We start from the raw sequence: 23,890 nt of genomic DNA, 5'->3' as shown, positions 1-23,890 counted from the left end.
AGTCAGCGGGGTCAGTTCCCGCTAGCTAAGGAACATTCGAATACACGGAGGTGGGCAGCAGAAAGGTTTCCGTTTCGAGTAGCTTCAAGTTACTCGAGCCGGAAAATCCACTCTGATTCGCTCTTACTTTCCAAGGGTATCAAGAATGATTTTTGCCACATGTTCCCCCTGTGCATTACTTCCTACCTTTTTGTAATGAACATTCCCCGGTTCACTCCACCACTTGGACTGATTTGGTTTTGTGAGCGTGAATAGATCATTGATGATGACCTCCGGATGATCCGCCAGCACTTCAAGAGCCGCTTGGTTGTACTTCTCCGCATCGCCGGCGATTCTTCTCGGCTTGAACGCACCTTCCGGCACCGGAGTGGTGGTAGCGAAAATGAGCTTCGCGTCGGGCGCAAGTTCTTCCAAATACGCCAGGATATCTCTCAGGTTTTTCTTATACTGCTCAATCGATGTCCTCGATGCCGGTTCGCTGTCTTTACCGTCGGGTTTGATCATCGTGAGATCGTGCATGCCGACATTGAATTGAATGACGTCCCACTGAAACTTCCAGGGCTTATCGAGCTTCCCGTCGGTCATGGCGTCGTGCATTTCCTTCATCGCGGGGATAAAGACATCTGAGTAGCTGCCGTTTTTATGCAAACGATACAGATTGGCCTCAGTTCCAAGTTTCTTCCGAACATACTGGGTGTATCCAATTGAGATAGAATCACCGTAGATCAGGACATTCGGCAGAGCGGGGTTGTTTTCAACATAAGCAAACTCAGGACGCTTTGCCATTCTTCCTGCCAATTTCTCCCATGTTTCCTTCGCCGATTTTGCACCACTCGTATCCGCCTTGGTTTCGGAACCCTTCGGCATGACTTCGATAACAGCCTCTTTCGCATGTGTAAGCTGGAAGCCCCCCAACATCAGGGCAAGTAGGAGGACGGTCTGTTTCTTTAATATCGTTTTCATTCTTTCTCGGTTTCTGAAGCGGGAGCAGGTCGATGAGCGCGGATGAGGTATAAGCTCTCATACTCCACGAAGCAACGTTGGCCCAGCACCCGGCAAGCTCGCAGTCTGCTTCTTTTTTACCCACCGCGCGTCCGGCAACTTTCATCACCTCCCCCCTTTTCCCCACATCGTGATCTTTCCAGTTAGCTCGGGTAGAGCCGGCCCGGGCCTGAACTGACTCGGGACGATTACTTACAATCCGCCCCGGTCGATTCACTGAGAAAACCTCTTGAGGAAGCCGAAATCAGGGGAAGCTTATAAGATTATCCAATGAGACGATTACTTATGAGTGCACTTATACCTGCCTGTGGCGCCTTGACGATGGGACTTACAAACTGCTCCACGAACCCGAGTGAAGCAGCGAGCGGAGAGTTGAAGCCAATTTCCCGCAAGATCGATCTAAACCGGTTTACCGGCGATTGGTATGTGCATGGAAACATCCCGACATTCATCGAGAAGGAAGCCTACAATGCGAAGGAGTCTTACGAGCTGGCGGAGGACGGGACTATCCCGACGACTTTCACTTTCAACAAGGGATCGTTGGACGGGCCATTGAAAACATATCATCCGAAGGGCTTCGTTTACAACGACGAGACCAAGGCTGAGTGGCGGATGCAATTCATCTGGCCGTTCAAGGCATCCTATTTGATCACCTACCTTTCAGAAGATTACGAAACAGTAATCGTCGGAGTGCCTAGCCGGAAATACGCATGGATCATGGCGCGTGATAAGAATCTACTTGAAGACAAATACCAGGAATTGGTGGCCGAACTAAAACGTCAAGGGCACGACATATCGAAGCTCAGGCGGGTGCCACACGGATGATTCCGGCCGGCTCGATCGAAGAATATAGACTATGATCAGGGGAAACTGACCTAATCACTCCTCTGATTCATCGTCCCCTCCTCCAATTTTCTCCAAAGGAGCTAACAGGCCTTCCTTGATGGCTTCTCCGGTCTGCTTCCCGGCATCCTTGAGAGTTTCCACAGCCCCTTCGACGGCTCCCGACACAAGCTCCACTGGTCCAAGCGGCTTCACTCCGATGTCATCATAGGGACCGGAAACTTCCATCTTCAGCAGTTTGGTAACCGGTGAGGTAATCATACCCGGCAGGCCCTGCAGCTCACCACTAGCCTTGCCCTGCACCCTGCCCTTCTCAAGGTCTACCTCTCCATCCGCGGTAACTACGAGAGACTTTCCGCCCTTGGCTTCGAATCGAGTTACTTCCACCTTCTCGGATTTCTTCGTGAAATCCGCCTCGAACTCAGCTGCCTCCGCCCTCTTCACCCCCGGGATCACAGCCATGAAAATCTCATAAACCTGATCGAGCAAAGGAACCTGAACCACCGGGGCATCCGTCATCCGCAAAAAGCCGCTTCCTTCCCAATCCTTTTGCTCGAAATAAAAGGCGCCATTGAAATTCCCCGAAATGCTGCCCGAGGACTCTCCTTCATCAGCCCCGAACAAGCGGCGCACTTCCTCCACACGAAGAGCTTCCATTCCCAGTCGCGACTTTCTGAGAGCACCCTCGCGGTAGCTGCCTTTGAGCGTAACCGACCCGCCTAGAAGATTCGCCTTCGATTTCTCCACGATCCAGCTCTTCCCATCGAAATTCCCACTCGCGGAGTAATCCGTCGCTTCCACCGTGCGATCTTCGAATTTGAACCTTACTGCTTCCGAACTATTTACCGAAATCGACTCAATGGTCATTTCAGCCTCACCTTTCACTTTTTTCCTCTTGAGGTTCTTCACTTCGATATGCGGAAAAGCCTCAAAGCTCACACTTTCGGTTTTTCCGGTCTCAACCCCCACCACATCCCTCGATAGCTCCAGGATATTTGCGGATCCCTCGATGGAATCAACAGTCAGAACGCCATCAAGAAGATCGGCATGATACTCGTTGGTTCCACCGGAATTGTCGCTGACTTTCCCATCGATTTCAAACGGGGCGCCTTCCTCACCGGAATCCCTCACCTCACCCACTGCGGAGCCATGCGCGGTCTTCAGATCGTAGGTGACCTGGGTTTTCCCCGAAGACAATTCGCCCTCTGCCTCCGCTTCGGTCCAGCGGACACCATTCCATTCAAGATCCTTGCCACTGCCTTTCAGTTTCGCATCCCAGACAATAGGCGCCTTGCTTGCATCCACATTTAAAACACCGCTTACATTGAAAGCGTCCTCTGCTCCTTTGATATCAAGGATATCAAAAACGGTCCGGATCGACTTAAGATTCGGACGAAATTTACCGGGCTCATCCTTTGCTTCTTGGAGCAGAACCTCCCCTTCCAGATCCACCAACAGCCCGTCACGGTTGAAGACCAGTTCATCCACACCAATCCGTCCTTCCTTGATGCTCATTTCGAGGGATACGTCATCCATTTGGACCTTCCCTTCCCCGTCGCGAAGGATCAGTGGTGAGCTATCGATGCCACAGGCCAGGGCGCCTTTCTTACTCCCGAGATACTGCCGGAATGATGGTTGTAAATTGATACTTTCGATTTCCGCGATAGGCGCACTCTCCACACCTTCCTCACTGATTCTTAACCCGGAGAAATGCTGGCCATGCAATGGATTCCAGGACGAGCCATCCCACTCTACTGTCAGTCCCCGTTCCTTGAGCTTTTCGGTAAGTATCCCTTCCATCTTCGACGAGATAATGGGCCGCGCCGAAAACACGCCAATGACCAGCAATAAAAGCATACCCGACAAAACCAGCACCCATGGTTTCGTGAAACGGCGTTTGATAGAGAGATTCATAAGAAATGCCGCAGGCCGGAGAAAGGAAACCTGCGTAACCCATCCATTGCCACGGGATTTTCCGGAACGCAAATCCGAGGCTACCAACTCCTCTCGATTTTCAAAATTGTCACACAGCAAAATACCACATCAATGAACGGTCGAAGCCATAGTTGAAAGGAAAGTCCCGTTGATTAAGTCTCGATTTACATTTTCAGCTTTCTAGAGTCGAGGGATGAGCACCACTGAAGATTCAAAGGTTTCCGATCTCGGCAGTGAACTTAAGACGCTGGCCATCGATATCGGCGGAACCGGGCTTAAAGCCTCCGTTCTGGATGGTGAGGGAAACATGATCACAGATCGCGTGCGAATCCCCACTCCCAAGGAGTGTGAGCCGGCGAAAATGGTCGAGACACTCGCTGAACTGGTGGCACCTTTACCCGCGTATGATCGTGTATCCGTCGGATTTCCCGGAGTGGTGCGTATGGGGAAAATCCTCACAGCCCACAATCTTGGCCAGGAAATCTGGCATGGCTTTGACCTTGATCTGGCGATGGAAAAAGCACTCGGAAAACCAGTCCGCATCCTCAACGATGCTGACGTTCAGGGACTTGGCGCTATTTCAGGGGTCGGAGTGGAGGCTGTCATTACCCTTGGAACCGGCTTCGGCTCCTGTTTCGCGGAAAACGGACGGCTATCCACCCATCTGGAAATGGCCCACCACCCTTTCCGGAAAGGAGAGACCTACGAGGAGCAGCTAGGAAACGCAGCCAGAGACGAGGTCGGGAAAAAGAAATGGAATAAGCGCGTGGAGAAGGCGATCGATACATTGCGCGATCTCGTTCTCTTCGATTGCCTGTATATCGGCGGTGGAAATGCCAAGAAACTCAAGTTCGACCTCCCACCGGATGTGAAACTCGTATCCAACAAGCTAGGAATGAGCGGAGGTATCTGGCTATGGATTGAGCGAGGGATCGGCAGCACGGATCTATTCCGGAAAGATTAGCCTCCGGCAATCTGAGGAGACCTTCCGACCTCTGGTCGGAGACAGCCCCTTTGGTATATTGAAATGCGCTACCCTACTCCTCCACTGGTTGGTTCAGGATACCCATGTCATACTTGATTTTCCACGAGCCATCGGCTTGCCGTTCCCAGATGTGCATCGCCTTGAAGCTATCGGTGGTGAAGATGTCGTAAGCGATATCGCCCTCGACCCGGATCTCTATGTATTTCCGCCCTGCTTTCCAGTCTGCGGGTGGGTTCGTTTCGGGATTCTTACTGACCTCAGCAGCTTTTTCTTCGAAATAACGCTTAATTGCGGCGCGATCCCAAACCTCGGGTTCGGTGTGGAGTCTCTTTGCATCGACGGTGAAAAAGCTTTCGACCTTGAGGAAATCCCCGGAGGACCAAGCGGATTCATATTCATTGATCGCCGCTGTCAGGGAATCCAACTCGGTCTCATTATCGCGACAGCCGAATGTGAGGAGGGCAGCGAGTGCCAGGAGAATTCGAACAAGGATCTTTGGATTTTTCATATCGATGGAATGCGGGCCGTCCCCCATGGTATGGGATCATGTCCGATTTCTTAATGAATCACAAATCATTGCATGAATGCCGGACCGTCCTCCGCGAGGGCTTTCTGATAGACTTAGTAAATCCTCGATGAAACTCCTTCAGCTGATCCTACTCTTCCTACTTTCAGCCACGGCCGTATCCCGGGCGGAGGACAGGAGGAATTTCGTCCATCCCGGAATTCTGCATCGGCATGAGGATCTTCAGCGCATCCGAAACGGCGTTATGAAAGCCCTGCCCCCTTATCGTGAAGGCTTTGAGGTCCTGAAAAATCACCCGCAGTCGGCGAATGACTACAAGGTGGAAGGTGGATTCGCTGAAACCGGGCGGAAACCAGGCGTGAGGAAATCCGAGCATGAAATTGACGCCAATGCAGCTTACCAGAATGCCATGATGTGGGCGATCACCGGGGATCAGCCCCACGCTGAAAAGGCGATTGAAATTCTCAACGCATGGTCCAGCGATTTAAAAAGAATCACCGGTAAGGATGCAATTCTGTGCGCCGGGATCTCCGGATTCAAATTCGTGGCAGCGGCCGAAATTCTGCGCCATACGGATTCAGGTTGGTCAGAGATGGAAATCGCCCGGGCAGAGAATATGTTCACAGAAATCTACTACCCGGTCTGCAAGGATATGGCGGATTTCGCGAACGGAAACTGGGCACTAGCCGCGCTTCAAACCGTTATGGCAATCGCCGTCTTCACCGACGATCAGGCGATGTTCGACCGCGCAGTGGAATGGTTTCACAACGGAAAGGACAATGCCCGACTCACCCACTATGTGATCAACCAGGCCGGACAGTGCCAGGAAAGCGGGCGCGACCAGCAGCACACCATGCTCGGCCTCGCATACCTGTCAGTCATCGCGGAAATCGGCTGGAATCAGGGGCTCGATCTATACGGAGCGGAAGATAACCGCATCCTCGCCGGATTCGAATACACAGCCTCCCACAACCTTGGAAATGACGTCCCCTTTCAAGAAACTACCGATACAACCGGGAAATACCATCACACCTCCATTTCTCCAGAAGGAAGGGGTGACTTCATCCATCGGCCGATTTTCGAAATGGTCTTTTCCCACTACAAGCACCGGAAAGGAATCGACTGCCCTTTCATCGAACAAGTCATCAGGAAAACACGTCCGGAAGGCCCCGGTTTCAAGGGGGATCACATCGGATTCGGGACCATTCTTTTCGCCAGGTGAACAAAGGTTGCAGCTGAGTTCCGAGCCATTCGAGTCAGCTTCTATATCCCTCCCCCAGTCAGGTGGCAAAGCACACGGAAGTGCCGGTGCATTGTCGGCTTCCGGGATCAAAGCCATCGATACCCGGCTTGAGTATTTGGGTTGGATTGACTCTCCATGCCATAGGGAGAATCCCCTGAAAACGGGTCCATTGAAGATACGGATTTCGCTCGTTCACAATAGCGCAATTATACTGCGCTTTTGCCGAGAAATATTTACCTTTGGAAATTCAAATAAGAACATGCCTACAATAACATTAGATCCCAAAGAGCCATGTTTTACTTTGTTACCAATTTAAAGCCCTACACTTTCTATCGAGGAAGGGGAAATCGACGTTTTGATTCATATCTGATGTCGATCGATTACGTGAGCGGCAACCGTAATTTAATCAGGGCAGTTAATAGTGAAGGTCGGATTCTGGTTGCAGACAACGGAAACTTCGATTTGATCGGCGATTTGATCGATCTCTACAAGGTAGAAGCAGCAGTGTTACATGAGGAGAGAAAAGTGGAAGAAAAGGCACTGGGCAGGGACATTCGTTTCGGAGATCTCAGCGACGGGCTGGCTGGAAAATATCGTTCACTGGCTGATCAGATATCACTGATCAACAAGGACTTTTCGACTGATGATTACGTCTCAATCATGATCCGTGCGCAGGAGGATATATCGCCCTCCTATTTGATTGGTATGGAAGATTTCACAATTGCGGTTCTCTCCGGTCTGGGGATCGAGCCCCAATACATGGATAGAGGAAATACCTGGTATGCGCAGTTTACACGGCGAGCTATAGCCTTCACCGAGAGATCACAGAATGGCGAGTTCGGCTTAGTGAATGGCAAGATGTTTGCTGGCCTGCATGCCTGCGATTTCGATACCGCATTTCAGGCGGGAGAGCTTAGTGGTGAGGCAGGAATAGGAACCGTGGCCGTCGGTTTGGGTGGTGCACTTAGTGATCGAACGTGGATTGATGGTAGATATTTCCAGGGGAAGTTTCTGGAATTTGATTTAAGAATACCCAGATCTTATCTCAGGGTGATCGAAATTATATGTGGCCTTCAGTTAGGCTATGCTTCGGTGACAGGAGAACGGCTTGCAATGCACGGCTTGGGAATCGGGACGCCCATTTTGGTTTTGTTGATCGGTGCCCTGAGCGATCGCGATACATTCCTGGCCGTTGATAGCACAGCGCCGATCAAGGACGCTGCCTCCTCAAAAACCATCAGTCTGTATGTCGATGAGCCTGCACCCAGAAAGCTCAAAGCGGATAAAATTATAGAATATTGGTTACGTGACGGGATCGAATGGGATTGTGCATGCCCATACTGCAGGAATTTTGAAACTAGATTTCCTTCCAACGTAACCGAAGCCCGTGACTGGTGGCTAAGTGAAGGAAAACCGAAAATCACCTCTAGCGACCTTTACGGTGAAGCCCCCCTCACCCGGTTCTTCCCCTTGCTTTCCAATCCATCGGGTGAGGTCCGTTCGCTTGCGGCTGAGGCTAGGATCGGGCACAACCATTGGGTGCTGCAACGCATCGAGTCCTTCACCCGGGATTGTGATTCCCTCGATTTGGAAAACCGTATCATGATGGTAAACGAGAAAGTGGAAGCCTACCTTTCAGGAGAAGGCGGTAGTGCCGGTTGGCAAAACGTGGTGGCCATCTGTTGGGACCTCGTTAGCGGAACCATGAGGCAACTATATGAAATTAGATCCGGATTCCACTTTGACAAAAAATGATATGTTTGCTAGTGAAAATGCGTATTTTAAAATACTCGTTTTATCATGTCATTAAATCAAATCGATGCATCCGGAGAATCTTTGGCACTTCATGATCTGGTTTATAAGATAAGAAATTCCTTATCTGAAAACAGTCATGAATTTTACACCAACCAGTTACGGCTGAGAATTTCTCGATGGAACGCAAGTTTGGGAGAAAACCCGCCCGGTCCGTTGTTCAAGGGGCAAGTGTCTGAATACAACATCCATATGGCATCGGTCAGCATCGCTGAAAACCTGCATATGATCATGAGCCATCGGCACGCCCAAAGTCCCGGTAGCTCGACTATCTCCAAGGTGGAAACAATGTTCGAGGATATCTTGGGCATGTTACGACTTGGCTGCGCAACCGGCCGTAAATCTCTGGTTGCAAGTGGTTTGGATATACTGGCCGGCGAGTTCCTGGAACTTTTGGTGGACTGCCCCTTTACAGTTGATCAAAACTCGGATGAGGAAGCGGCGATGGCATCAATCCGTGCGGCAAACTTGGTTCATCGTGCCTGTGCGGTGGCTGCAGCAATCCCTCACATCCAGCTCAGACAGATGGCTAAACGGACCGCCTCTTCGCTCGCAGGGATCGCAGCGCGCCGCACCCAGTTGACGATGACAGGGTTGCCGCAGAATGAAGATTACCGGACGAATTACGGCGGGATTGAAGAAGGTCAGAGAATGGCCCTTCTGGCTTATGCGGATTCAGCAAAATGGATTGATCGCCCAATTACACCTTACACTGAGCTAATACTTCGGAACGGCGATGAACTCAGAATACATTTCAAGAATGCCCGGCAATTTGGAATTCAGGGAGGGCATTGGATCTGGGGGCGATGTAAGGTAGAGAAAAGAGAGTCCCACGACGCCAGAAACTATGCGGTTGCTGAATTTGAGGGTCCGACCACGAACTCCGGAGAATGCTGGGAAAATTGGCTACAGGTGGAGGCCAGAGGCCAATATGATTATACCCCGGGATCCATCCACCTTTTCACTTCCGAATCGTCACACCCACTCGACCTATACTCACGGACGGGCAACCTAAAACTTAAGGAGGAAGTCGCATGAGCCGCGCATCACTCGAAGACTGCAGGGATAAGCTAAAATCCTACATGGAGCATTTCAACCTACACCGTTTTCACAAAGAAGAATTCGATACCTACAAAGCAGCGTTTGATGAAAAGGTCAGAGGCCTGGAGTCCAATCAGATACCCGCGAAAAAGACCAAAGAATCTGAAAGGCAATCGAGATGGACTGAAATCCGTGGCATTTTCGGGGCAATTGACACCGAAGCCGCTCAAGCCGCATCCGTGCGATTGAGTGAAATCAACGAACGGATCGTTTCAATCAATGCGCGTATTATTGAGATCATGATCCTGTTGGATGGGCAAGCTGAGCCGATGGAGGTAGGATCACTATTTTCCGAATCGCAGCGCCTATCCAGTGAAGCGCAAACACTGAAAACCGAACATGCGGCACTTACTTCACTCGTCAACGCCTACAATGCAGCAGTCCAGGAGGCAACGCCTCTCAATGGCGAGGTTGAACGCCTGACGGACGAAATAGATGCATTAAAGACTGAGATCGACACGATCGAAGGAGAAGCACATCAGGATAAAAATCATTATGAACCTCACGCGGAAAAGGTAAATCATCACCGGGGAGCGATGGATGAAATCAATGCGAAATGGCAGGAATACAAGTGCAGCGAGCACGGGCTTGAACTCCCCACCTATGAGGAGGCCAATCTGACCGGCGGTGAGGAAATTCCTGAAGCTGAGGATGAGGAGGAAGACGAAGTCGAGATCCCGGAATTACTCGATGAACCAGAAGAATATGAAGAGGGAGAGGAATGGGACATCCGGGAAGATGACTATTCAGAAGATGAAAGCGAGGAAGAAGAGATAATCACAGACGATGAGGAGACTACGGACGAAGCAACCGAGGATAAAAATTGATATGAGAGAGGCTGGAGACAGTCACATCAGGTTTCCGGCCAATGATTGTTACGGTTTAGATGTGTCCCCGTATACTAGGACAAAGCAAATCCCCGCCTTTTCGATGACATAAAGCCACGGAACAGGTTCTGATTTGCGCTGGTCCGCTTCCGGTAGTTGATTGTTCCTATGCTCTCCGATCTGATTTCCTCCTCCCCGAAGATACTTGCCGAGTGTGCGATCGCGGAACGTCTTCGCCGTCTTCCTGGGATCGAACTGCACCCGAAGCTTTTCAACACCCCACTCATCTACGGCCCCGAATCCGCGCTGGAGTGTATGACTTCACTTTATTGCGAATATATCGATGCCGCGGCCGCCTTGCCGTTATTGCTCACCGCTCCTACCTGGCGGCTTGATCCAGATCGGATCGCCGGTGCCGGTGTTCCGGAGACCATTAATGCCGATGCAGTCGACTACCTGATCGGGATTCGTGACTCTCACACTAGCGGTTCACCTGTGGTTGTCGGCGCCCTGACCGGCCCCAAAGGCGATTGCTACAAGCCGGAGGAGGCTTTGGACGTAAAGTCTGCCGAAGAATTCCATTCCGCGCAGATCGGAGAATTGGCGAAAACCCCTGCCGAGTTCCTGATGGCACAAACCATGCCCGCAGTTTCCGAGGCTCTTGGAATGGCACTCGCAATCGCAGCCACGGAAAAGCCCTACATCATCAGCTTTTGCACAGGCACGGATGGCCACTTGCTTGACGGAACACCGCTGCCGGATGCGATGGACCGAATCGATCAAAGCGTGGGCCGCGCACCGCTGGGCTACTTCGTGAACTGCACCCATCCGGATTTCCTCACCCGGAACTATCCGGCAGGCAGCCTGGGCCGGTTGATTGGCATCCAGGCCAATGGCTCTTCCAAGGACGTGACCAAACTGGATGCGTCATCGAAAACCGAAGCCGATCCGGTGATCGAGTGGACGGAAGCAATGCTGAAACTGCACGCCATGCACCACGTCACGATTCTCGGAGGCTGCTGCGGCACGGGACTGGCGCACATGCAGGGCCTCGCATTGAATGGATAAACTTCGGCACCATCTTCCCCAAGATTCCCTCTTCGCTTGATGCTTTTCATTCCGGCGCTATGTAAAACGCGTTTCGGGTGCCACAGCTCCCAGTGCATCACAACAGAATCGGCCAATGTCCCATAAAACCATCCACTTTCCCGGCAAACAACGCTTCGAACTGAGATCCGGCCCCGGCGAGCCAGCCGTGATTTCATACCGCCAATCCGAGGACACCGTGATCATCGAACACACCTACGTGCCACCCGCTCTCCGCGGGAAGGGAATCGCCGCCAGCATGACGCATGATGCCCTACTGGAAGCCCGCCGACTTGGTTGGAAAATCGTGCCTGACTGCTCCTACACGGAAACCTATATCCGCCGGAATCCGGAGTTCATCCCGCTGCTCCATCAGCCATAGGTCGCAAGGAGCCTCACCACTTACCACGATCAATATCAGCGGCGACGTAGGGCGGCTTCCAGATCGACAAGACCCGAGCAGCGAAGCCACCGATGGCTCCGGAACTACCTCGCCAATGTTTGCTGCAATCGAATCATTTGGCAGGGTAAAAAGACGACTACTGTCATCTAAGCAATCCCATCGCGGAGATCGTCGTATCATTCCAGGTAGCCATTCCGGAAATTTCAGTCCCGAAAGCATAATTTCCAGGCACGAAAATATTGTACCAATTTTTGTTGAACACCGTGAGCGAAAACAAATCGCCGGAGCTAGCGTCTGTTAAAATTCGGACTGCTCCTCCTCCGAGACGAATACACCCGCGTGCCTAAGACCCAACCTTGGCATTTGCCAAGATGCATCATGCTCCCTTAAAAAAACGATGTGGAAAGAATCTCACCAATTTTCGGAAAAGCATCATTTTCCATTCTGATTCTAGTGAATCTCATACCTATCTTCGGGGTATTGATTTGGAATTGGAGCGTTTCCGAGATCGTGGTTCTGTATTGGTTTGAGAATGTGGTGATCGGGCTGGTGTGCATCTTGAAAATTCTCACTGCCACCGGACGTGATGGGACAAACTCCATATCGGAACAGCTAGAGAATTCGGCGATGCCTGCCTATCTAAGCAACCCTGCTGCAGAACGTCCGAGAACCAGTCTGAGGGCAAAGCTGTTCCTTGCGGCCTTTTTTTCCTTCCACTACGGGATGTTCTGTTTTGTTCATGGGGTATTCGTTTTTATGCTCCTCGACGGAAGAGTGGGCGGTTTCATAAGTGGAGGCCCGTTCGCATTGTTCAGCAGGAAGCTGTCCGAAGCGATGGATTCCGGCGGGATATGGTTCGCCCTTGCGATCATTGGTAGCCACCTGTTCTGGTTCTTTCAAAACTACCTGGCAAAGGGAAAACGCCATCAAACCTCCGCCCAAGAGCAGTTCTCAAGCCCGTATGGCCGCATCGTGGTTCTCCATATCGCCATACTTTTCGGAGCCATCGTAATCACCTCCCTTGGCAGTCCGGTCTTCATGCTGATCCTTCTTATCGCCGGAAAAATTGTACTGGAGATAAAACTTTTGAAGCGCAGCAAAAAAACAGTTCAAAATGTGGGTTTCGCGAAGTGAACTAGCCAAGAATAACCCAGAAGATTTTCCGAACTCAGAAATCTTGGTTCCGGCTGATCAAGCCAACAGGCTTTTTTCCCGAAAGATTTGTCTACTCATTGAGATTTTCTCCCAACCGCCACACGAGACAAATCAGAGTTTTTGGACCACGTCGTCTGCAGGGGAACAGACATATCCATCTACTCCCACCGATTTTTCCAACGCTCCGATCCGGTTGGAGCAATACCTCGAACCACCTTCGACTACAGAAATTGTTTCTATTCAGATTACATCGGTAGCAACCCCGAAATCACCCGAAAATTAGCCAAGCAAAAGTATGGCAGTGATTACTACCATACCCAATTGCCGGAATATTCAATAAACCAAGCTTACTTGGTCTCAGCAAACTCTTTGGCCACTTTAGCAGGACGCTTCAGCTTGGTGAGGACCTCTCTAGGATTCAATACGGCTACAGCAGCTTCATCCATACCCAGTGCAACAAGACGCTTTTTCTGAGCGCTTTGACGCTTCCTTCTGGCTCCACCTGATTTAGTAGGGCGAGTTCTGTTCTTGTTGCGTTCGTTTGTCGTAGCCATGTCCGTATTTCGTTTATTGAATGTTAAAAGGTGTCGAATCTCTCCGAAATTAGCTCAGCCAATTCCAAGAAGAGCTAGGGTAATAGGTATCTTACCCGCTCCGGTCAACCGGAATCCTCGGAAAAGCCGCGAGTGAATACTCATCGGTATAGTGAAGTTATCCGAGCGAAGGTTGAAAAACGCCATTTGAGATCAAGTCAAAAGAGGACTCGGACGGACCTTGCCCCTCAGAAGTCCAGGGGTCAGATGAAATCGCTCAGTATTTGGAGACGATCTTCGGTGCTACCTCGGTCTGCCTACAAAGCTGATACTTTGTAGCCAATGTCCCCTTAAATCTCCGATTTGCTATGAGCAGGTTTCTGAATTAGATCGGCAAACAGCTCCTATAGAAAAACGATGGTTCTCCATGGAAGCTTACTACGATCATGAAAATACTACACGCCCTCCTCAATTTATTAGCTGGAATCATACTCACCCGGTTCACGGTATCCAAGTTTGCTGCCTGGCCGGAATCCGTCGCCGGTTTTGAAGATATGGCTGGCACAATCGGCTTGGATCCCACCCTATTCAGAATCACTAGTGGATTTATTATCGGTATAGCAGCGCTCACCTTCTTCACAAATTTCGTCATCATCCTATTTACTAGAGTGAAACATAAGAAGGTGATCGGACTATTTATCGTAAATGCATTATACGCAATCGGGGCCATGTGCGGAGCACTGATTTCCGAGTTCTTCCTGAGATCAAATCCGGCCCAAATGCTCGTCGTCATCGCTGTGGGAATCATCATTCTTGCGCTAATCAATCTTGCTTCCTACCGGATAGAAATCGGTAAAACTCTTGGAAATCTGAATTCCACGGACAAATAGCGTGGTTCATGCAGTATAGGAAAACGTCCTGTATTTTAGCGGCAGAAAGCTACTTGATACGGGATGGTGGATTTAATTCAATGACCCTCCTCCCGCTAACCCTTCAATTTGTTGGGTCGCTCCGAACCGCCTCAAAAACCCAAAACTCCCAAAAACCAACATGAGCCTTCATGCCCAACTCAACGAAGAAGCCCTCAAACGATTGCAAAAGCAAAAGCGTATTTCTTCCCTGTGTTCCCTCGTCATTTCCATACTTACGCTGGTCATCATCGCTCTTGCACTGGGCTTTTTTATCCTTCCGAGTATCGGTAAACAGGAGGTAATCGTGGCTTACAAGGCCTCCCCCGTGTCCCGGGATGAAAAGGTTCCTGATCAAAATCCGACCAAGATCCAGCGGAAACCCACCGCCCCTTCCCAATCACCCGTGGATGTGATCACCACGGCAAATGCGTCTCCCATTTCCATTCCCACCGTGGATGTCGAGGTGAACGTGGAATCCAATGATTTCGGCGCTGGTGTTGATTTCGGCGGCTCATGGGGAAGCGGCATGGACGAGGGCTTCGGCGGCGGGCAGCAAACCGCCTTCGGACGCACTGGGGGTGGCGGATTGGAAGGAACTTTCTACGATCTGAAACAATCTCCCAATAGAAAGGCGACCGAGGTCAACGACTACTTCCAAAAGAATTCGAACATAATGGCCCGGCTGAAATATCTCATGCCCACCTACAAGAAACTCGAGCAAGCCCGTTTCTCCGAGTCTTCCATGAAAGATTTCTACCGTTCTCCGAAAAAGCTTTCGTTCAGCTATCTGGTCATGGCCGCGACCACTGATGCAGCGGTTGCTCCGGAATCGTTCGAAGTGAAGAACGAAGTGGAACCTTCCGCATGGGCCGTGGTGTATGAGGGGCGGATCAATCCTCCAAATTCCGGAGAATTCCAGTTCGTTGGCCTCTTCGATGACCTTCTGCTCGTCTATGTCGATGACCGCCTGGTGCTCGATGGTAGCTTTTTCCCCTATAGCTCACTCTCCCAACCGGCTATGCAGGGCCCCATGATGAGAAAGAACAAGCCTCTCATCGAGGGAGAATGGGTCAGACTGAGCGCGGGGACAAAAATTAAGATCATCGTCGCAGAATCACCGGGCGGTCAAATGGGCGGAGGCCTCTTCATCCGTGAAAAAGGGAAAAAGTACCGGCAGGCAGCGGGAGGAGATGTCCTTCCACCCTTCACTACGATTCCACTTTCAGGAGAAGACAGAAAGATTCTGAGAAACATCCCGATCATGGGCGGCCAAGGTAGTTTCCCAATCGAAATGGACGATGTCCCCGTGTTTGCTGCGGAATGATTCACCCGGCGCTTTTTTCATAGGATCTGCCGCACTATTGGCTCCAGCCGACAACTTGAACGGACGCATTCCATCCCATCCTAGCACCCGGTTTTGAGCTCGGGTTTCATGCGGTAACAGGCCCGTAAAACGACCATCCCCACCCCCAGCTTGCCTCCAGTGGGATTTTCCCGCATACTCCGCCCGTGTCCTCAGAACAAAAATTCAATACCGAAGGCTCCTCACCAAATCCAGACGAGCAAGCCGCCGCATCAAGCTCCCGGGAGAAGCCTTCAAGCACTGAAGCATCAGATGTAGAAGTTATAGGGAAGGAGGAAGCATCTGGTGAGGAACTTACCACCACTACCTCCAAGCGTTTTAAATGGCTACCGTGGCGCCGTCCGAATCCACGCGATCGGCAGATCACCCAGCTCCGCGAGGGTTACATTGAGCTGGTCGATCTCGTCCGGAACATCAATCGCCACCTTGACCGACAACAGGACGAGGCAACCCAGGTCAGCGGACTGGTGCAATCCCTTCCACCCGTCCTCGCCAGCTTCGAACAATTGGCGAAATCACAGGAACAGAGCACGGCGATCCTCGGGCGGATCGACACCCACATGGAGGCAGCCAGAAAGAAGGACGAGAAACTCATGGAAAACATGACCGGTTTCAACTCCACGATCAAAGAGGTCAGCGAAACCAACCGCGGAGCCATGGGCGCACTGGAGCGCGTCCAGACCAAGATCGAAAGCTCGGACGACCGCATGTCGACACTCTTCGAGCAGGCCAACAAAAACAATGATTCCGTGGGGAACATGATGATGCGCCTCGAGAAACGCCTGTTCCTTTCCAATCTGGCGCTCATCCTCCTTCTCGTCATCCTTATCGGACTCGGGATATTCTGGAGCACCAAGCTCGCGGTGAAATCCTCACTTGATGACACACGCCCGGATTCAGAAGTAGCTCCAGTGGAAGAAACATCGACTGAAATGGAAGAAGTTCCCGAGGTGGAACTAGCTCCTGAGATAGAAGAAGCTCCTGAGATAGAAGAAGCTCCTGAGGTAGAAGTAGCCCCTGAGATAGAAGTAGCCCCTGAGGTAGAAGAAGCCCCTGAGGCAGAAGTAGCTCCTGAGGCAGAAGTAGCTCCTGAGGTCGAAGAAGCTCCCGAGGTCGAAGAAGCTCCCGAGGTGGAAGAAAACCCTGAGATAGAAGTCACACCGGAAGTTGAAGAGGTCCCCGAGCTAGAGGTAGCCCCTGAGATAGAAGTCACACCGGAAGTGGAAGAGGTCCCGGAGCTGAAAGTGGCCCCTGAAGTTGAAGTAGCTCCCGAGCCAGAAGAAGCTGCGGAGCTCCAGTAAGTCTTTCAGAAATAGTCATCGACCGGGCAAGGCAGCAGCTGCCTACCCGTTCAAATCACGAGCCTCTAGGTAACGCGGCGACACGTTAAACCTCGTCCGATTTCTGTGGAAAGAGCATAGCTGCCAGGGAAAACAGGACAAAGCTCGTGATCACACCCATGATGTTTGCGCCGAGAAGAGCGCCGTATTTACCGTTTCCAATCACGAGCGGAACCGCATCCAGTGCATATGCAAGGCCGAAGCCGGCACCGGAAAGCACACTGACCCAGTAGGAAACCGCCCCCGCCCTCCGCCAGCGGTGCAGAAGAAACACCGGTGTGAGTCCGATGACCATAGTGCCGCTGACGGTTGTCGCGCTGAGAATGGATGGATCCAGATGCACCATTAGATTTCCTAAAACGGCCAGACAGACAAGTGCTATGCGTGCCAGGAGTATCTTGTTGATTCTGAGTTTGGGAAACAGATCGACGGCGACGAGCTTCCCGGTGGAGGTGAGGGTGGAGTCCAGAGTAGAAGTCGCGGAAATCATCATGATCAGATTCATAGCGATAAGAATCGGTAGCCCGAAATACCTGGCGGTGGTCATCGTGGAGTTCCCGCCCAGTCCGGAAATCCGGTTGAAAACACCCGTGAGACTGAAAAGCAGGATGCACGCAAACCCTACCCCACCGGCGATTAGAAACGCCCGTTTCATTTTCCGGGATTCCGTAATAAAAGCCCGATCCGTCAGGACCGGATCGTGGAACGGGTAACTCCAGATCTGGATTAGGGCGACAAGAATGAGATCCACACCTCCGCCAAGTGTCCATTCCCCGGAGGAGAGCATTTCCGAGGTATCGCCTTGGGGGAGGATGAAGGCCGCGATGATAAACAGGATAATCAGAAACAGCCCCATCTGGACTGTATCCGTGATAATGGAGGAACGCATCCCTCCTTTCAGAGCGTAGGCCAGCACCACACCGGTCGTCGCCCACGTGCCCAAATAGTAGCCGACACTCCCAATTTCACCGAAATACTGGCCAACGACAATGGTATTGCTCCAGATCTCATTCCAGAGGCGGAACAGGAGGATCAGTGAAAACAGCCAGATGGAGGTGGGCCCGTATTTACGACCCAGAAACTGGTGGAGACTTTTGAAACCGGATTGGCGGATGGAATACAGAACATAACCAGCCGTGATGAACGAAAGCCAATAAGAGGCATAGGCCATCCCACCGGGAAGCCCAAGCGACTGCCCGAGATCGGCAGCGTTCTGGATAGATTTCGCGAAAATCCAGGAAACCAGCAGCGAGGAACAGAGAAACAGCAGGCTCACTTCCTTGCCATCCTCCCCTTTTCCTTCGAAGAACTGGGCTTCCTTGTCCGCACCTCGCACGCGGGGTGAGATCAGAAACATCCATACCCCGTAGGCGATGAACACCACCCAACTGATTACCTCGATTTTCAAAATTCGTATTACCGGGATCTGTTATTCGGAACGAAAAAGCTCCACCGCACTCCCGGCAAGCGCACGCCCCTGTCCTAGTGTTTCCTCACCGGGTAAAATATCACAGCTATGCCATAGGCCACTGACCAGAGAATTCCTGTACTCCGCCGGAAGTGACTTCTCCCACATCCGGTCGGAAGCTGTTTCGTGATCATAATCGAACGGGTGGAGCGTGCACCTGAGCCCATCTTTTCCCAGAGGCTCCAGTATGGCATACCAGGCTCGTGGGGTTCCATCATTGGCTGGCATGCCGATCACGCCGGCATTGCACCAGAGTTTCCCATCGGTCGTCTGACAGAAGGGAAGCCCGGAATGCCCACAAATCATAACCGAAGCCTCCGCAGTCTCCAGTTCAGCCGCTTTTTCGCCCCATGGGGTACTTTCAAAGATAAAGCGGTTCGCTTCACGAAAAGACCCATGCACTACGGCGCATGAAAATCCGTTGAGATTAAAAAGCAGATGGCCGGGCAGTCCCTGAAACCATTTCCGCTGATCATCGGTGATCTCCTGGTCGGTAAATTTGAACCAATGCTGTGAAAGCCGATCGCACGACGTATCCGGTGCAAAATTACAACCGCAGTCATTTTCCTTTGTGGCCAACTGTGTCTCCACATTGCCGGAGATACAGTGAATTCCCCAGCCACGGATCAGCTCGACAGTCTCCCACGGCTCAGCGCAGTAGGCAGTGAGGTCCCCGGTGCAGATCACGCGGTCAGGTGGAATCGATGCATCTTCCGCGATTCTCCTGAGGGCAATCGTCGACTGAAGATTTCCATACGCACCCCCGAAGAGCAAAACCGGTTCACTAAAATTACCTAAACGATGACGACTCATGAATTTTCCTGAAAAAGTAAATAGCAGCTCATCATTGGAGGACGCACGAGCAAGCCCCGCATTCCAAATTTTTACGAAAATCTTCTTAAAGCATTCAGTTACCCGCGTGACAGGATTACTGCCCATCTAGTTAATCCGTCAATCTGGGAGGATGCAGCGCGTGATACGAGCAGAAACCTGCAATCTAAGAAATACCGGTTTAACAGTTTCCTATTCCTGCCCCCCTGAGTTCAACGCCCCCTAAACGGGGGATATTCAGAATACTAAAGGTAGATAATCTGATAACGCAAAGATCGGCGGTAACTATGTTTATTCCTGATAATATTTGCAAAACCCAAACCCAAAAAACCTAAATTTTTAAATCTGGATACCTATCCAGCCAAGCCTCCGGGCGGTCAGCTTCGCCGATATCAGCGTCTCTCGCACTAATGCACACCAATGGAAATACAGTCTCATATTTCTTAAGAACCACTCTCACCCAAAACAAAAAACCATTCGAAATACTCGATTAAAAAACCCATGAAAAAAATAAGAAATATAACCAAGGCCTTGGCCCTTGGGATAACCCTCCTGTCCACAGTCAAATCTGTCGCCATCGAAAATGGTGAACGCGCCAACTGGTTACGCGGTGCGTGGGGGGGCGTATGGCTCCCTGAGCAACTTCAAAATGGCGCTGTGGAAACAGTCTCCATTGATGATTTCCTCACCCAGATCAAAGACCTCAATACCATAGGCTACGTTCAGATCAAACTAACGGAAGCCTACATCTACTCGCCTGTTCACACCGCTCCACATACAATTTTGGAGAGTTTATGGCAGGGAGACACGAGCTCGAACGGAAAGCCAATCAACCTCGTCGTACCACGTGCGTCCTCTAACGTTGATCCGTTTCTGAACTGGCTTACAGCGATCAGAGCAGCGGGACTAAAAACACAGGTCTATGTGAATAGCTCAAATATGCTAAACCGAACCGGGCTCTCCAACCCGGATACCTTCCCCGATATCACAGCACGTTGGAAAACTTATTGTGATACTAACGCAGCAACCGTCGCCTTCGTTAAAAACCACCCGAGCCTCAAGAATGGAGACCCTGCGGACAGGAAATACATGCTATGTTATGCGGAGTTCATTCTAAAGGAATATGCGATACGCTATGGCAGTTTGATCGATGGGTGGATCTTCGATTCCGCTGACTACATGGTAAGTGCCGGGGATAGTGCGACCAGCGGCGTATGGGCAGACCAGGAAATCTATGGAGCTTTCGCTGATGCGGTTCACGCGGGTAACCCCTATGCACCGGTTGCGTTCAATAATGGTCCGAACCGTGAGGATGGTGCGGGGAATGGTGTGGTTAATCCCTTCTCCCCAGCGACTCGTTTCGATGACTACATGTTTGGCCATCCATACAACGGCGGAAAAAACCTCGGCCGTGTGGACAACGGGAATTACGCACGGAATTTCTCAATTCCCGAGTGGATTAGTGCTAAAACCGGCAACGTGCATTCCTCTGGTAATTCATGGGCTTTCGATGATCGGGTAGTTGGGCATTTTTATCCTCCAATGAGCACCACATCATGGAACGGAGGGGTTACTCCGGCTTTGCTAGATGCTGATTTCAATTTGTGGAATGAAGTTGCGATCAATGGTGGTGGCTCCATCTCCTGGGGGCTCCCGTTGAATCGCTCGAACGCAAGCAATGCCAGTGGACCTATCGTTACCGTGAAGGATTGGGCATTTTCCCAACTCCAAGGAATGGACAGTCACATGAGCACCAGGATGGCTGGTGTTTTCAACAAACTGCAGGATATCGGTTCGCCCGCTACATCAGGTATTGGCAAATACACGCGCTCCAACGGGCAGTATGTGATCAGCGGAGGCGGAGCAGATATCTATGGCACGAGCGATAGCTACTACTTCTCATCGAAATATCATTCCGGAAACGGGGAAATTATCGCACGTGTGAATTCGGTCGATAACACCAACACATGGGCCAAGGCCGGAGTAATGTTCCGGGCTAGCTCCGCTGCAGGCGCAGCAAATGTGCTGGTTGCCGTCCGTCCCGATAAACTTGTGACCATGCAATATCGCACTGCTACCAATGGCTCTACAGTCACTCTAGGCACCATCGGTAATACAACCGACGTAAAATGGGTGAAGCTAGTACGTGATGGCAACGTGTTTACCGGCTACTATTCTCCCGATGGAGAGGCCTGGACGAAGATTCAGGCAATCACGATCAGCGGAGTCCCAAATATGACCCAGGTTGGTTTGGCCGTTACCTCGCATAATACCACCAGCCGCTGCAGAGCTGCATTTTACAATGTATCTGTTTCCAGTAAACCGATGGGTCTGTTTACAAGTGCTGTTGGTATTGGCTCCCCCGGCCTGTCCGGAGGCATGAGCAATGAGAATGGGGGATACGTGATCGATGGGGGTGGAACTGATATTTGGAATACATCGGACAAATTCTTTTTTGCCTCTCAGATGCGAGCTGGCAACGAGACAGTCATCGCTCGTGTAGCTGATTTGGAAAACACCAGCGTTTGGGCCAAAAGCGGAGTCATGATCCGGGAGTCACTCGACGCGAATTCCAAGCACGTGATGGTAGCAGTGCGGCCTGATAAGAAAGTGGCAATGTATTGGCGCAATGCCACCGGGGGAACAACCACCTACTCTGGTTTGGTAGGCAACACAACGAGCGAAAAATGGGTCAAACTTGTCCGAAATGGCAACGTCTTCACCGGTTCCTACTCTACCGATGGTAACACTTGGACGACCCTTGCCACACAGACAGTCACGATGTCTTCGGTGGCTGAAGTCGGGCTTGCGACTTGCTCACGTGATAATTCAAAAGTGGCTACTTCTACCTTCACGGATGTTTCAATAGACTAAGCTCCAAAACATCCGGAAGACGTCACAATTTCTGGCGTCATTCTGGATTTCTCCAAAAGTCCGGCCCTGGGCGAGAATTTCATCTCGTCCGGGGCTTTTTGTTTCCCGCACTACCTCTCCCCTCGCCTCCCACAAAAACTCTCCGGAGCACCACCCTCACCCGGCGGACTCTATCAAGGTTGAACCCGGAAAAGTTGTCCGGAATATCCCACCCAGGGCGCTTTCAGTCTCCCCGTCAGCGACAAAATTGAGCGAAAAATTAAAAAACACTCCCCAAGCGGAGTTATACCTTCTTACTAGCACCCATGAGCGACTCTCCTACCATCGGCACCTCGTTTACGGAAACATCCACCCGCGTGATGCTCTGCGGATCCGGGGAACTGGGAAAAGAGGTGGTAATCGAGCTTCAACGCTACGGGGTTGAGGTGATTGCCTGCGATTCCTACCCGAATGCGCCGGCCATGCAGGTGGCAGATCATTCGGAGGTTTTCTCCATGCTGGATGGTGCCCGACTCCGCGAGGTAATTAAGAAATATCAGCCCCATTTCCTGGTTCCGGAAGTAGAAGCAATCGCGACTGATACGCTGGCCGAAATAGAAGCAGAGGGCTTGGCAACAGTGATCCCGACAGCCCGTGCGACACAGCTCACGATGAACCGCGAGGGAATCCGCCGATTGGCCGCGGAAACGCTTGGACTCGCCACTTCTCCCTACCGGTTCGCTTCTACTGAGGATGAATATCGCGCAGCAATCGCCGAAATCGGCATGCCATGCGTAATCAAACCTATCATGAGCAGCTCGGGGAAAGGGCAGAGCACTTTGCGTGAGGAATCCGATATTTCCCCGGCATGGACCTATGCACAGGAAGGCGGCCGCGCCGGAAAAGGTAAGGTCATCATCGAGGGGTTCGTGGACTTCGACTACGAGGTTACGCTACTCACCCTCCGTCACATCGGTGGAACCAGCTTCCTCGAGCCCATCGGCCATACCCAGGAAGAAGGAGATTATCGGGAAAGCTGGCAGCCGCAGCCGATGAGCGAAGCCGCCCTGGAGGAAGCCCGGCGCATTGCCAAGGCTGTCACGGACGATGTCGGTGGCTACGGGATTTTCGGCGTGGAGCTGTTCGTAAAAGGAGACAAAGTCTACTTTAGCGAAGTATCACCCCGGCCACACGACACCGGGATGGTCACCATGATCTCTCAGGATCTTAGCCAGTTTGCCCTACACGCACGGGCGATTCTAGGACTGCCGATCCCGAATATATTTCACCATGGCCCGTCGGCCTCCGCAGTGCTTCTGGTAAAGGGCGAATCGGAAAACATCACCTACGGAAATCTGAAGGAAGCTCTCTCCCAGCCGGATACGCAGCTTCGTCTCTTCGGTAAAATGACCGTGAAGGGCCAACGCCGGATGGGTGTAGCTCTCGCCCGTGGTAAAACGATCGAAGATGCACGCATGAAAGCACGCAATGCCGCAGCAGCGATAAAGGTGAATCTCTGAAGGGATCACCAGGCTACGATCATTCCAGTATCATCCTGAGTCCCTGAACGCCAAGGCAGTAGGCCTCCCAGGAAACGCCGCCTTTCTCAGTTTTCATTTGCACGAACTTGCTCTTGCTACTGGACGAGCACTAGCTGATAGCTAATTCTTCCC

At 51.5% G+C, this 23,890-nt stretch carries 20 protein-coding genes; 14 read left to right on the top strand and 6 right to left on the bottom strand.

All coding sequences use genetic code 11. The features are described from left to right. Positions 1-123 precede the first annotated feature (123 nt). Positions 124-963 (bottom strand): SGNH/GDSL hydrolase family protein, encoded by an 840-nt coding sequence (locus tag AAGA79_RS05985; RefSeq protein WP_411827865.1) that lies wholly within the window; start codon positions 961-963, stop codon positions 124-126. Positions 964-1,272: 309 nt separating this feature from the next. Here AAGA79_RS05985 and AAGA79_RS05980 point away from each other — a divergent pair, with 309 nt between their 5' ends. Continuing rightward, a complete protein-coding gene (locus tag AAGA79_RS05980; protein ID WP_411827864.1) occupies positions 1,273-1,827 on the top strand; it encodes a lipocalin family protein in 555 nt (184 codons plus the stop codon). 54 nt (positions 1,828-1,881) lie between these two features. On the opposite strand, the gene AAGA79_RS05975 is transcribed toward AAGA79_RS05980, so the two are convergent. Continuing rightward, complete coding sequence (locus tag AAGA79_RS05975; RefSeq protein WP_411827863.1) at positions 1,882-3,759, bottom strand: hypothetical protein; 1,878 nt, start codon at positions 3,757-3,759, stop codon at positions 1,882-1,884. A 214-nt stretch (positions 3,760-3,973) separates the two neighbouring features. On the opposite strand from AAGA79_RS05975, the gene AAGA79_RS05970 reads away from it, so the two are divergent. After that, positions 3,974-4,744 (top strand): ROK family protein, encoded by a 771-nt coding sequence (locus tag AAGA79_RS05970; RefSeq protein WP_411827862.1) that lies wholly within the window; start codon positions 3,974-3,976, stop codon positions 4,742-4,744. 73 nt (positions 4,745-4,817) lie between these two features. Here the strand turns inward: AAGA79_RS05970 and AAGA79_RS05965 are convergent, their stop codons facing one another. After that, positions 4,818-5,273 (bottom strand): YybH family protein, encoded by a 456-nt coding sequence (locus tag AAGA79_RS05965; protein ID WP_411827861.1) that lies wholly within the window; start codon positions 5,271-5,273, stop codon positions 4,818-4,820. A gap of 127 nt (positions 5,274-5,400) precedes the next feature. On the opposite strand from AAGA79_RS05965, the gene AAGA79_RS05960 reads away from it, so the two are divergent. The 7 genes from AAGA79_RS05960 (at position 5,401) to AAGA79_RS05930 (ending at position 12,897) form a co-directional block, all read left to right on the top strand. Then, on the top strand, positions 5,401-6,513 hold the full coding sequence (locus tag AAGA79_RS05960) for an alginate lyase family protein (protein WP_411827860.1): 1,113 nt from the start codon (positions 5,401-5,403) through the stop codon (positions 6,511-6,513). Between the two features lie 390 nt (positions 6,514-6,903). Continuing rightward, complete coding sequence (locus AAGA79_RS05955; protein WP_411827859.1) at positions 6,904-8,289, top strand: hypothetical protein; 1,386 nt, start codon at positions 6,904-6,906, stop codon at positions 8,287-8,289. Positions 8,290-8,334: 45 nt separating this feature from the next. Then, positions 8,335-9,384 (top strand): hypothetical protein, encoded by a 1,050-nt coding sequence (locus AAGA79_RS05950; protein WP_411827858.1) that lies wholly within the window; start codon positions 8,335-8,337, stop codon positions 9,382-9,384. Beyond that, entirely contained in the window at positions 9,381-10,274 is an 894-nt protein-coding gene (locus AAGA79_RS05945; RefSeq protein ID WP_411827857.1) for a hypothetical protein, read from the top strand. Before AAGA79_RS05950 ends, AAGA79_RS05945 begins: the two co-directional genes overlap by 4 nt. Positions 10,275-10,442: 168 nt before the next feature. Next, a complete protein-coding gene (locus tag AAGA79_RS05940; protein ID WP_411827856.1) occupies positions 10,443-11,342 on the top strand; it encodes a homocysteine S-methyltransferase family protein in 900 nt (299 codons plus the stop codon). Between the two features lie 115 nt (positions 11,343-11,457). Then, a complete protein-coding gene (locus AAGA79_RS05935; protein ID WP_411827855.1) occupies positions 11,458-11,742 on the top strand; it encodes a GNAT family N-acetyltransferase in 285 nt (94 codons plus the stop codon). Positions 11,743-12,162: 420 nt separating this feature from the next. Next, on the top strand, positions 12,163-12,897 hold the full coding sequence (locus AAGA79_RS05930) for a DUF6498-containing protein (RefSeq protein WP_411827854.1): 735 nt from the start codon (positions 12,163-12,165) through the stop codon (positions 12,895-12,897). 368 nt (positions 12,898-13,265) lie between these two features. On the opposite strand, the gene AAGA79_RS05925 is transcribed toward AAGA79_RS05930, so the two are convergent. Then, a complete protein-coding gene (locus tag AAGA79_RS05925; protein WP_411827853.1) occupies positions 13,266-13,472 on the bottom strand; it encodes a hypothetical protein in 207 nt (68 codons plus the stop codon). 425 nt (positions 13,473-13,897) lie between these two features. Between AAGA79_RS05925 and AAGA79_RS05920 the strand changes: the two genes are divergently transcribed. The 3 genes from AAGA79_RS05920 (at position 13,898) to AAGA79_RS05910 (ending at position 17,026) form a co-directional block, all read left to right on the top strand. Continuing rightward, complete coding sequence (locus tag AAGA79_RS05920; RefSeq protein ID WP_411827852.1) at positions 13,898-14,341, top strand: hypothetical protein; 444 nt, start codon at positions 13,898-13,900, stop codon at positions 14,339-14,341. A gap of 160 nt (positions 14,342-14,501) precedes the next feature. Further along, entirely contained in the window at positions 14,502-15,686 is a 1,185-nt protein-coding gene (locus AAGA79_RS05915) for a hypothetical protein (protein WP_411827851.1), read from the top strand. A gap of 185 nt (positions 15,687-15,871) precedes the next feature. Continuing rightward, complete coding sequence (locus AAGA79_RS05910; RefSeq protein ID WP_411827850.1) at positions 15,872-17,026, top strand: hypothetical protein; 1,155 nt, start codon at positions 15,872-15,874, stop codon at positions 17,024-17,026. Positions 17,027-17,111: 85 nt separating this feature from the next. On the opposite strand, the gene AAGA79_RS05905 is transcribed toward AAGA79_RS05910, so the two are convergent. Together AAGA79_RS05905 and AAGA79_RS05900 are read right to left on the bottom strand one after the other, a co-directional pair. Beyond that, positions 17,112-18,473, bottom strand: coding sequence for a sodium:solute symporter family transporter (locus tag AAGA79_RS05905; RefSeq protein ID WP_411827849.1), 1,362 nt, complete (start codon positions 18,471-18,473; stop codon positions 17,112-17,114). Positions 18,474-18,494: 21 nt separating this feature from the next. Further along, entirely contained in the window at positions 18,495-19,346 is an 852-nt protein-coding gene (locus AAGA79_RS05900; RefSeq protein WP_411827848.1) for a metallophosphoesterase family protein, read from the bottom strand. 519 nt (positions 19,347-19,865) lie between these two features. Here AAGA79_RS05900 and AAGA79_RS05895 point away from each other — a divergent pair. Next, positions 19,866-22,238 (top strand): hypothetical protein, encoded by a 2,373-nt coding sequence (locus tag AAGA79_RS05895; RefSeq protein ID WP_411827847.1) that lies wholly within the window; start codon positions 19,866-19,868, stop codon positions 22,236-22,238. Positions 22,239-22,543: 305 nt separating this feature from the next. Then, positions 22,544-23,737: a formate-dependent phosphoribosylglycinamide formyltransferase gene (gene purT, locus AAGA79_RS05890; RefSeq protein ID WP_411827846.1), complete on the top strand. Its 1,194-nt coding sequence runs from the start codon at positions 22,544-22,546 to the stop codon at positions 23,735-23,737. Positions 23,738-23,890 lie beyond the last annotated feature (153 nt).

The organism is Luteolibacter sp. AS25 (assembly GCF_046736275.1).
In the GTDB taxonomy this organism is placed as follows: Bacteria; Verrucomicrobiota; Verrucomicrobiia; order Verrucomicrobiales; family Akkermansiaceae; genus Luteolibacter.
The sequence above is the reverse complement of the archived record's forward strand: the minus strand, read 5'-3'. Positions and strand labels throughout refer to the sequence as shown.

Bases quoted from the DNA above. Each gene is read 5' to 3' on its own strand.
- AAGA79_RS05985 (WP_411827865.1), bottom strand. From the start codon at position 963: ATGAAAACGATATTAAAGAAACAGACCGTCCTCCTACTTGCCCTGATG.
- AAGA79_RS05980 (WP_411827864.1), top strand. From the start codon at position 1,273: ATGAGACGATTACTTATGAGTGCACTTATACCTGCCTGTGGCGCCTTG.
- AAGA79_RS05975 (WP_411827863.1), bottom strand. From the start codon at position 3,759: ATGAATCTCTCTATCAAACGCCGTTTCACGAAACCATGGGTGCTGGTT.
- AAGA79_RS05970 (WP_411827862.1), top strand. From the start codon at position 3,974: ATGAGCACCACTGAAGATTCAAAGGTTTCCGATCTCGGCAGTGAACTT.
- AAGA79_RS05965 (WP_411827861.1), bottom strand. From the start codon at position 5,273: ATGAAAAATCCAAAGATCCTTGTTCGAATTCTCCTGGCACTCGCTGCC.
- AAGA79_RS05960 (WP_411827860.1), top strand. From the start codon at position 5,401: ATGAAACTCCTTCAGCTGATCCTACTCTTCCTACTTTCAGCCACGGCC.
- AAGA79_RS05955 (WP_411827859.1), top strand. From the start codon at position 6,904: ATGTCGATCGATTACGTGAGCGGCAACCGTAATTTAATCAGGGCAGTT.
- AAGA79_RS05950 (WP_411827858.1), top strand. From the start codon at position 8,335: ATGTCATTAAATCAAATCGATGCATCCGGAGAATCTTTGGCACTTCAT.
- AAGA79_RS05945 (WP_411827857.1), top strand. From the start codon at position 9,381: ATGAGCCGCGCATCACTCGAAGACTGCAGGGATAAGCTAAAATCCTAC.
- AAGA79_RS05940 (WP_411827856.1), top strand. From the start codon at position 10,443: ATGCTCTCCGATCTGATTTCCTCCTCCCCGAAGATACTTGCCGAGTGT.
- AAGA79_RS05935 (WP_411827855.1), top strand. From the start codon at position 11,458: ATGTCCCATAAAACCATCCACTTTCCCGGCAAACAACGCTTCGAACTG.
- AAGA79_RS05925 (WP_411827853.1), bottom strand. From the start codon at position 13,472: ATGGCTACGACAAACGAACGCAACAAGAACAGAACTCGCCCTACTAAA.
- AAGA79_RS05920 (WP_411827852.1), top strand. From the start codon at position 13,898: ATGAAAATACTACACGCCCTCCTCAATTTATTAGCTGGAATCATACTC.
- AAGA79_RS05915 (WP_411827851.1), top strand. From the start codon at position 14,502: ATGAGCCTTCATGCCCAACTCAACGAAGAAGCCCTCAAACGATTGCAA.
- AAGA79_RS05900 (WP_411827848.1), bottom strand. From the start codon at position 19,346: ATGAGTCGTCATCGTTTAGGTAATTTTAGTGAACCGGTTTTGCTCTTC.
- AAGA79_RS05895 (WP_411827847.1), top strand. From the start codon at position 19,866: ATGAAAAAAATAAGAAATATAACCAAGGCCTTGGCCCTTGGGATAACC.
- purT (WP_411827846.1), top strand. From the start codon at position 22,544: ATGAGCGACTCTCCTACCATCGGCACCTCGTTTACGGAAACATCCACC.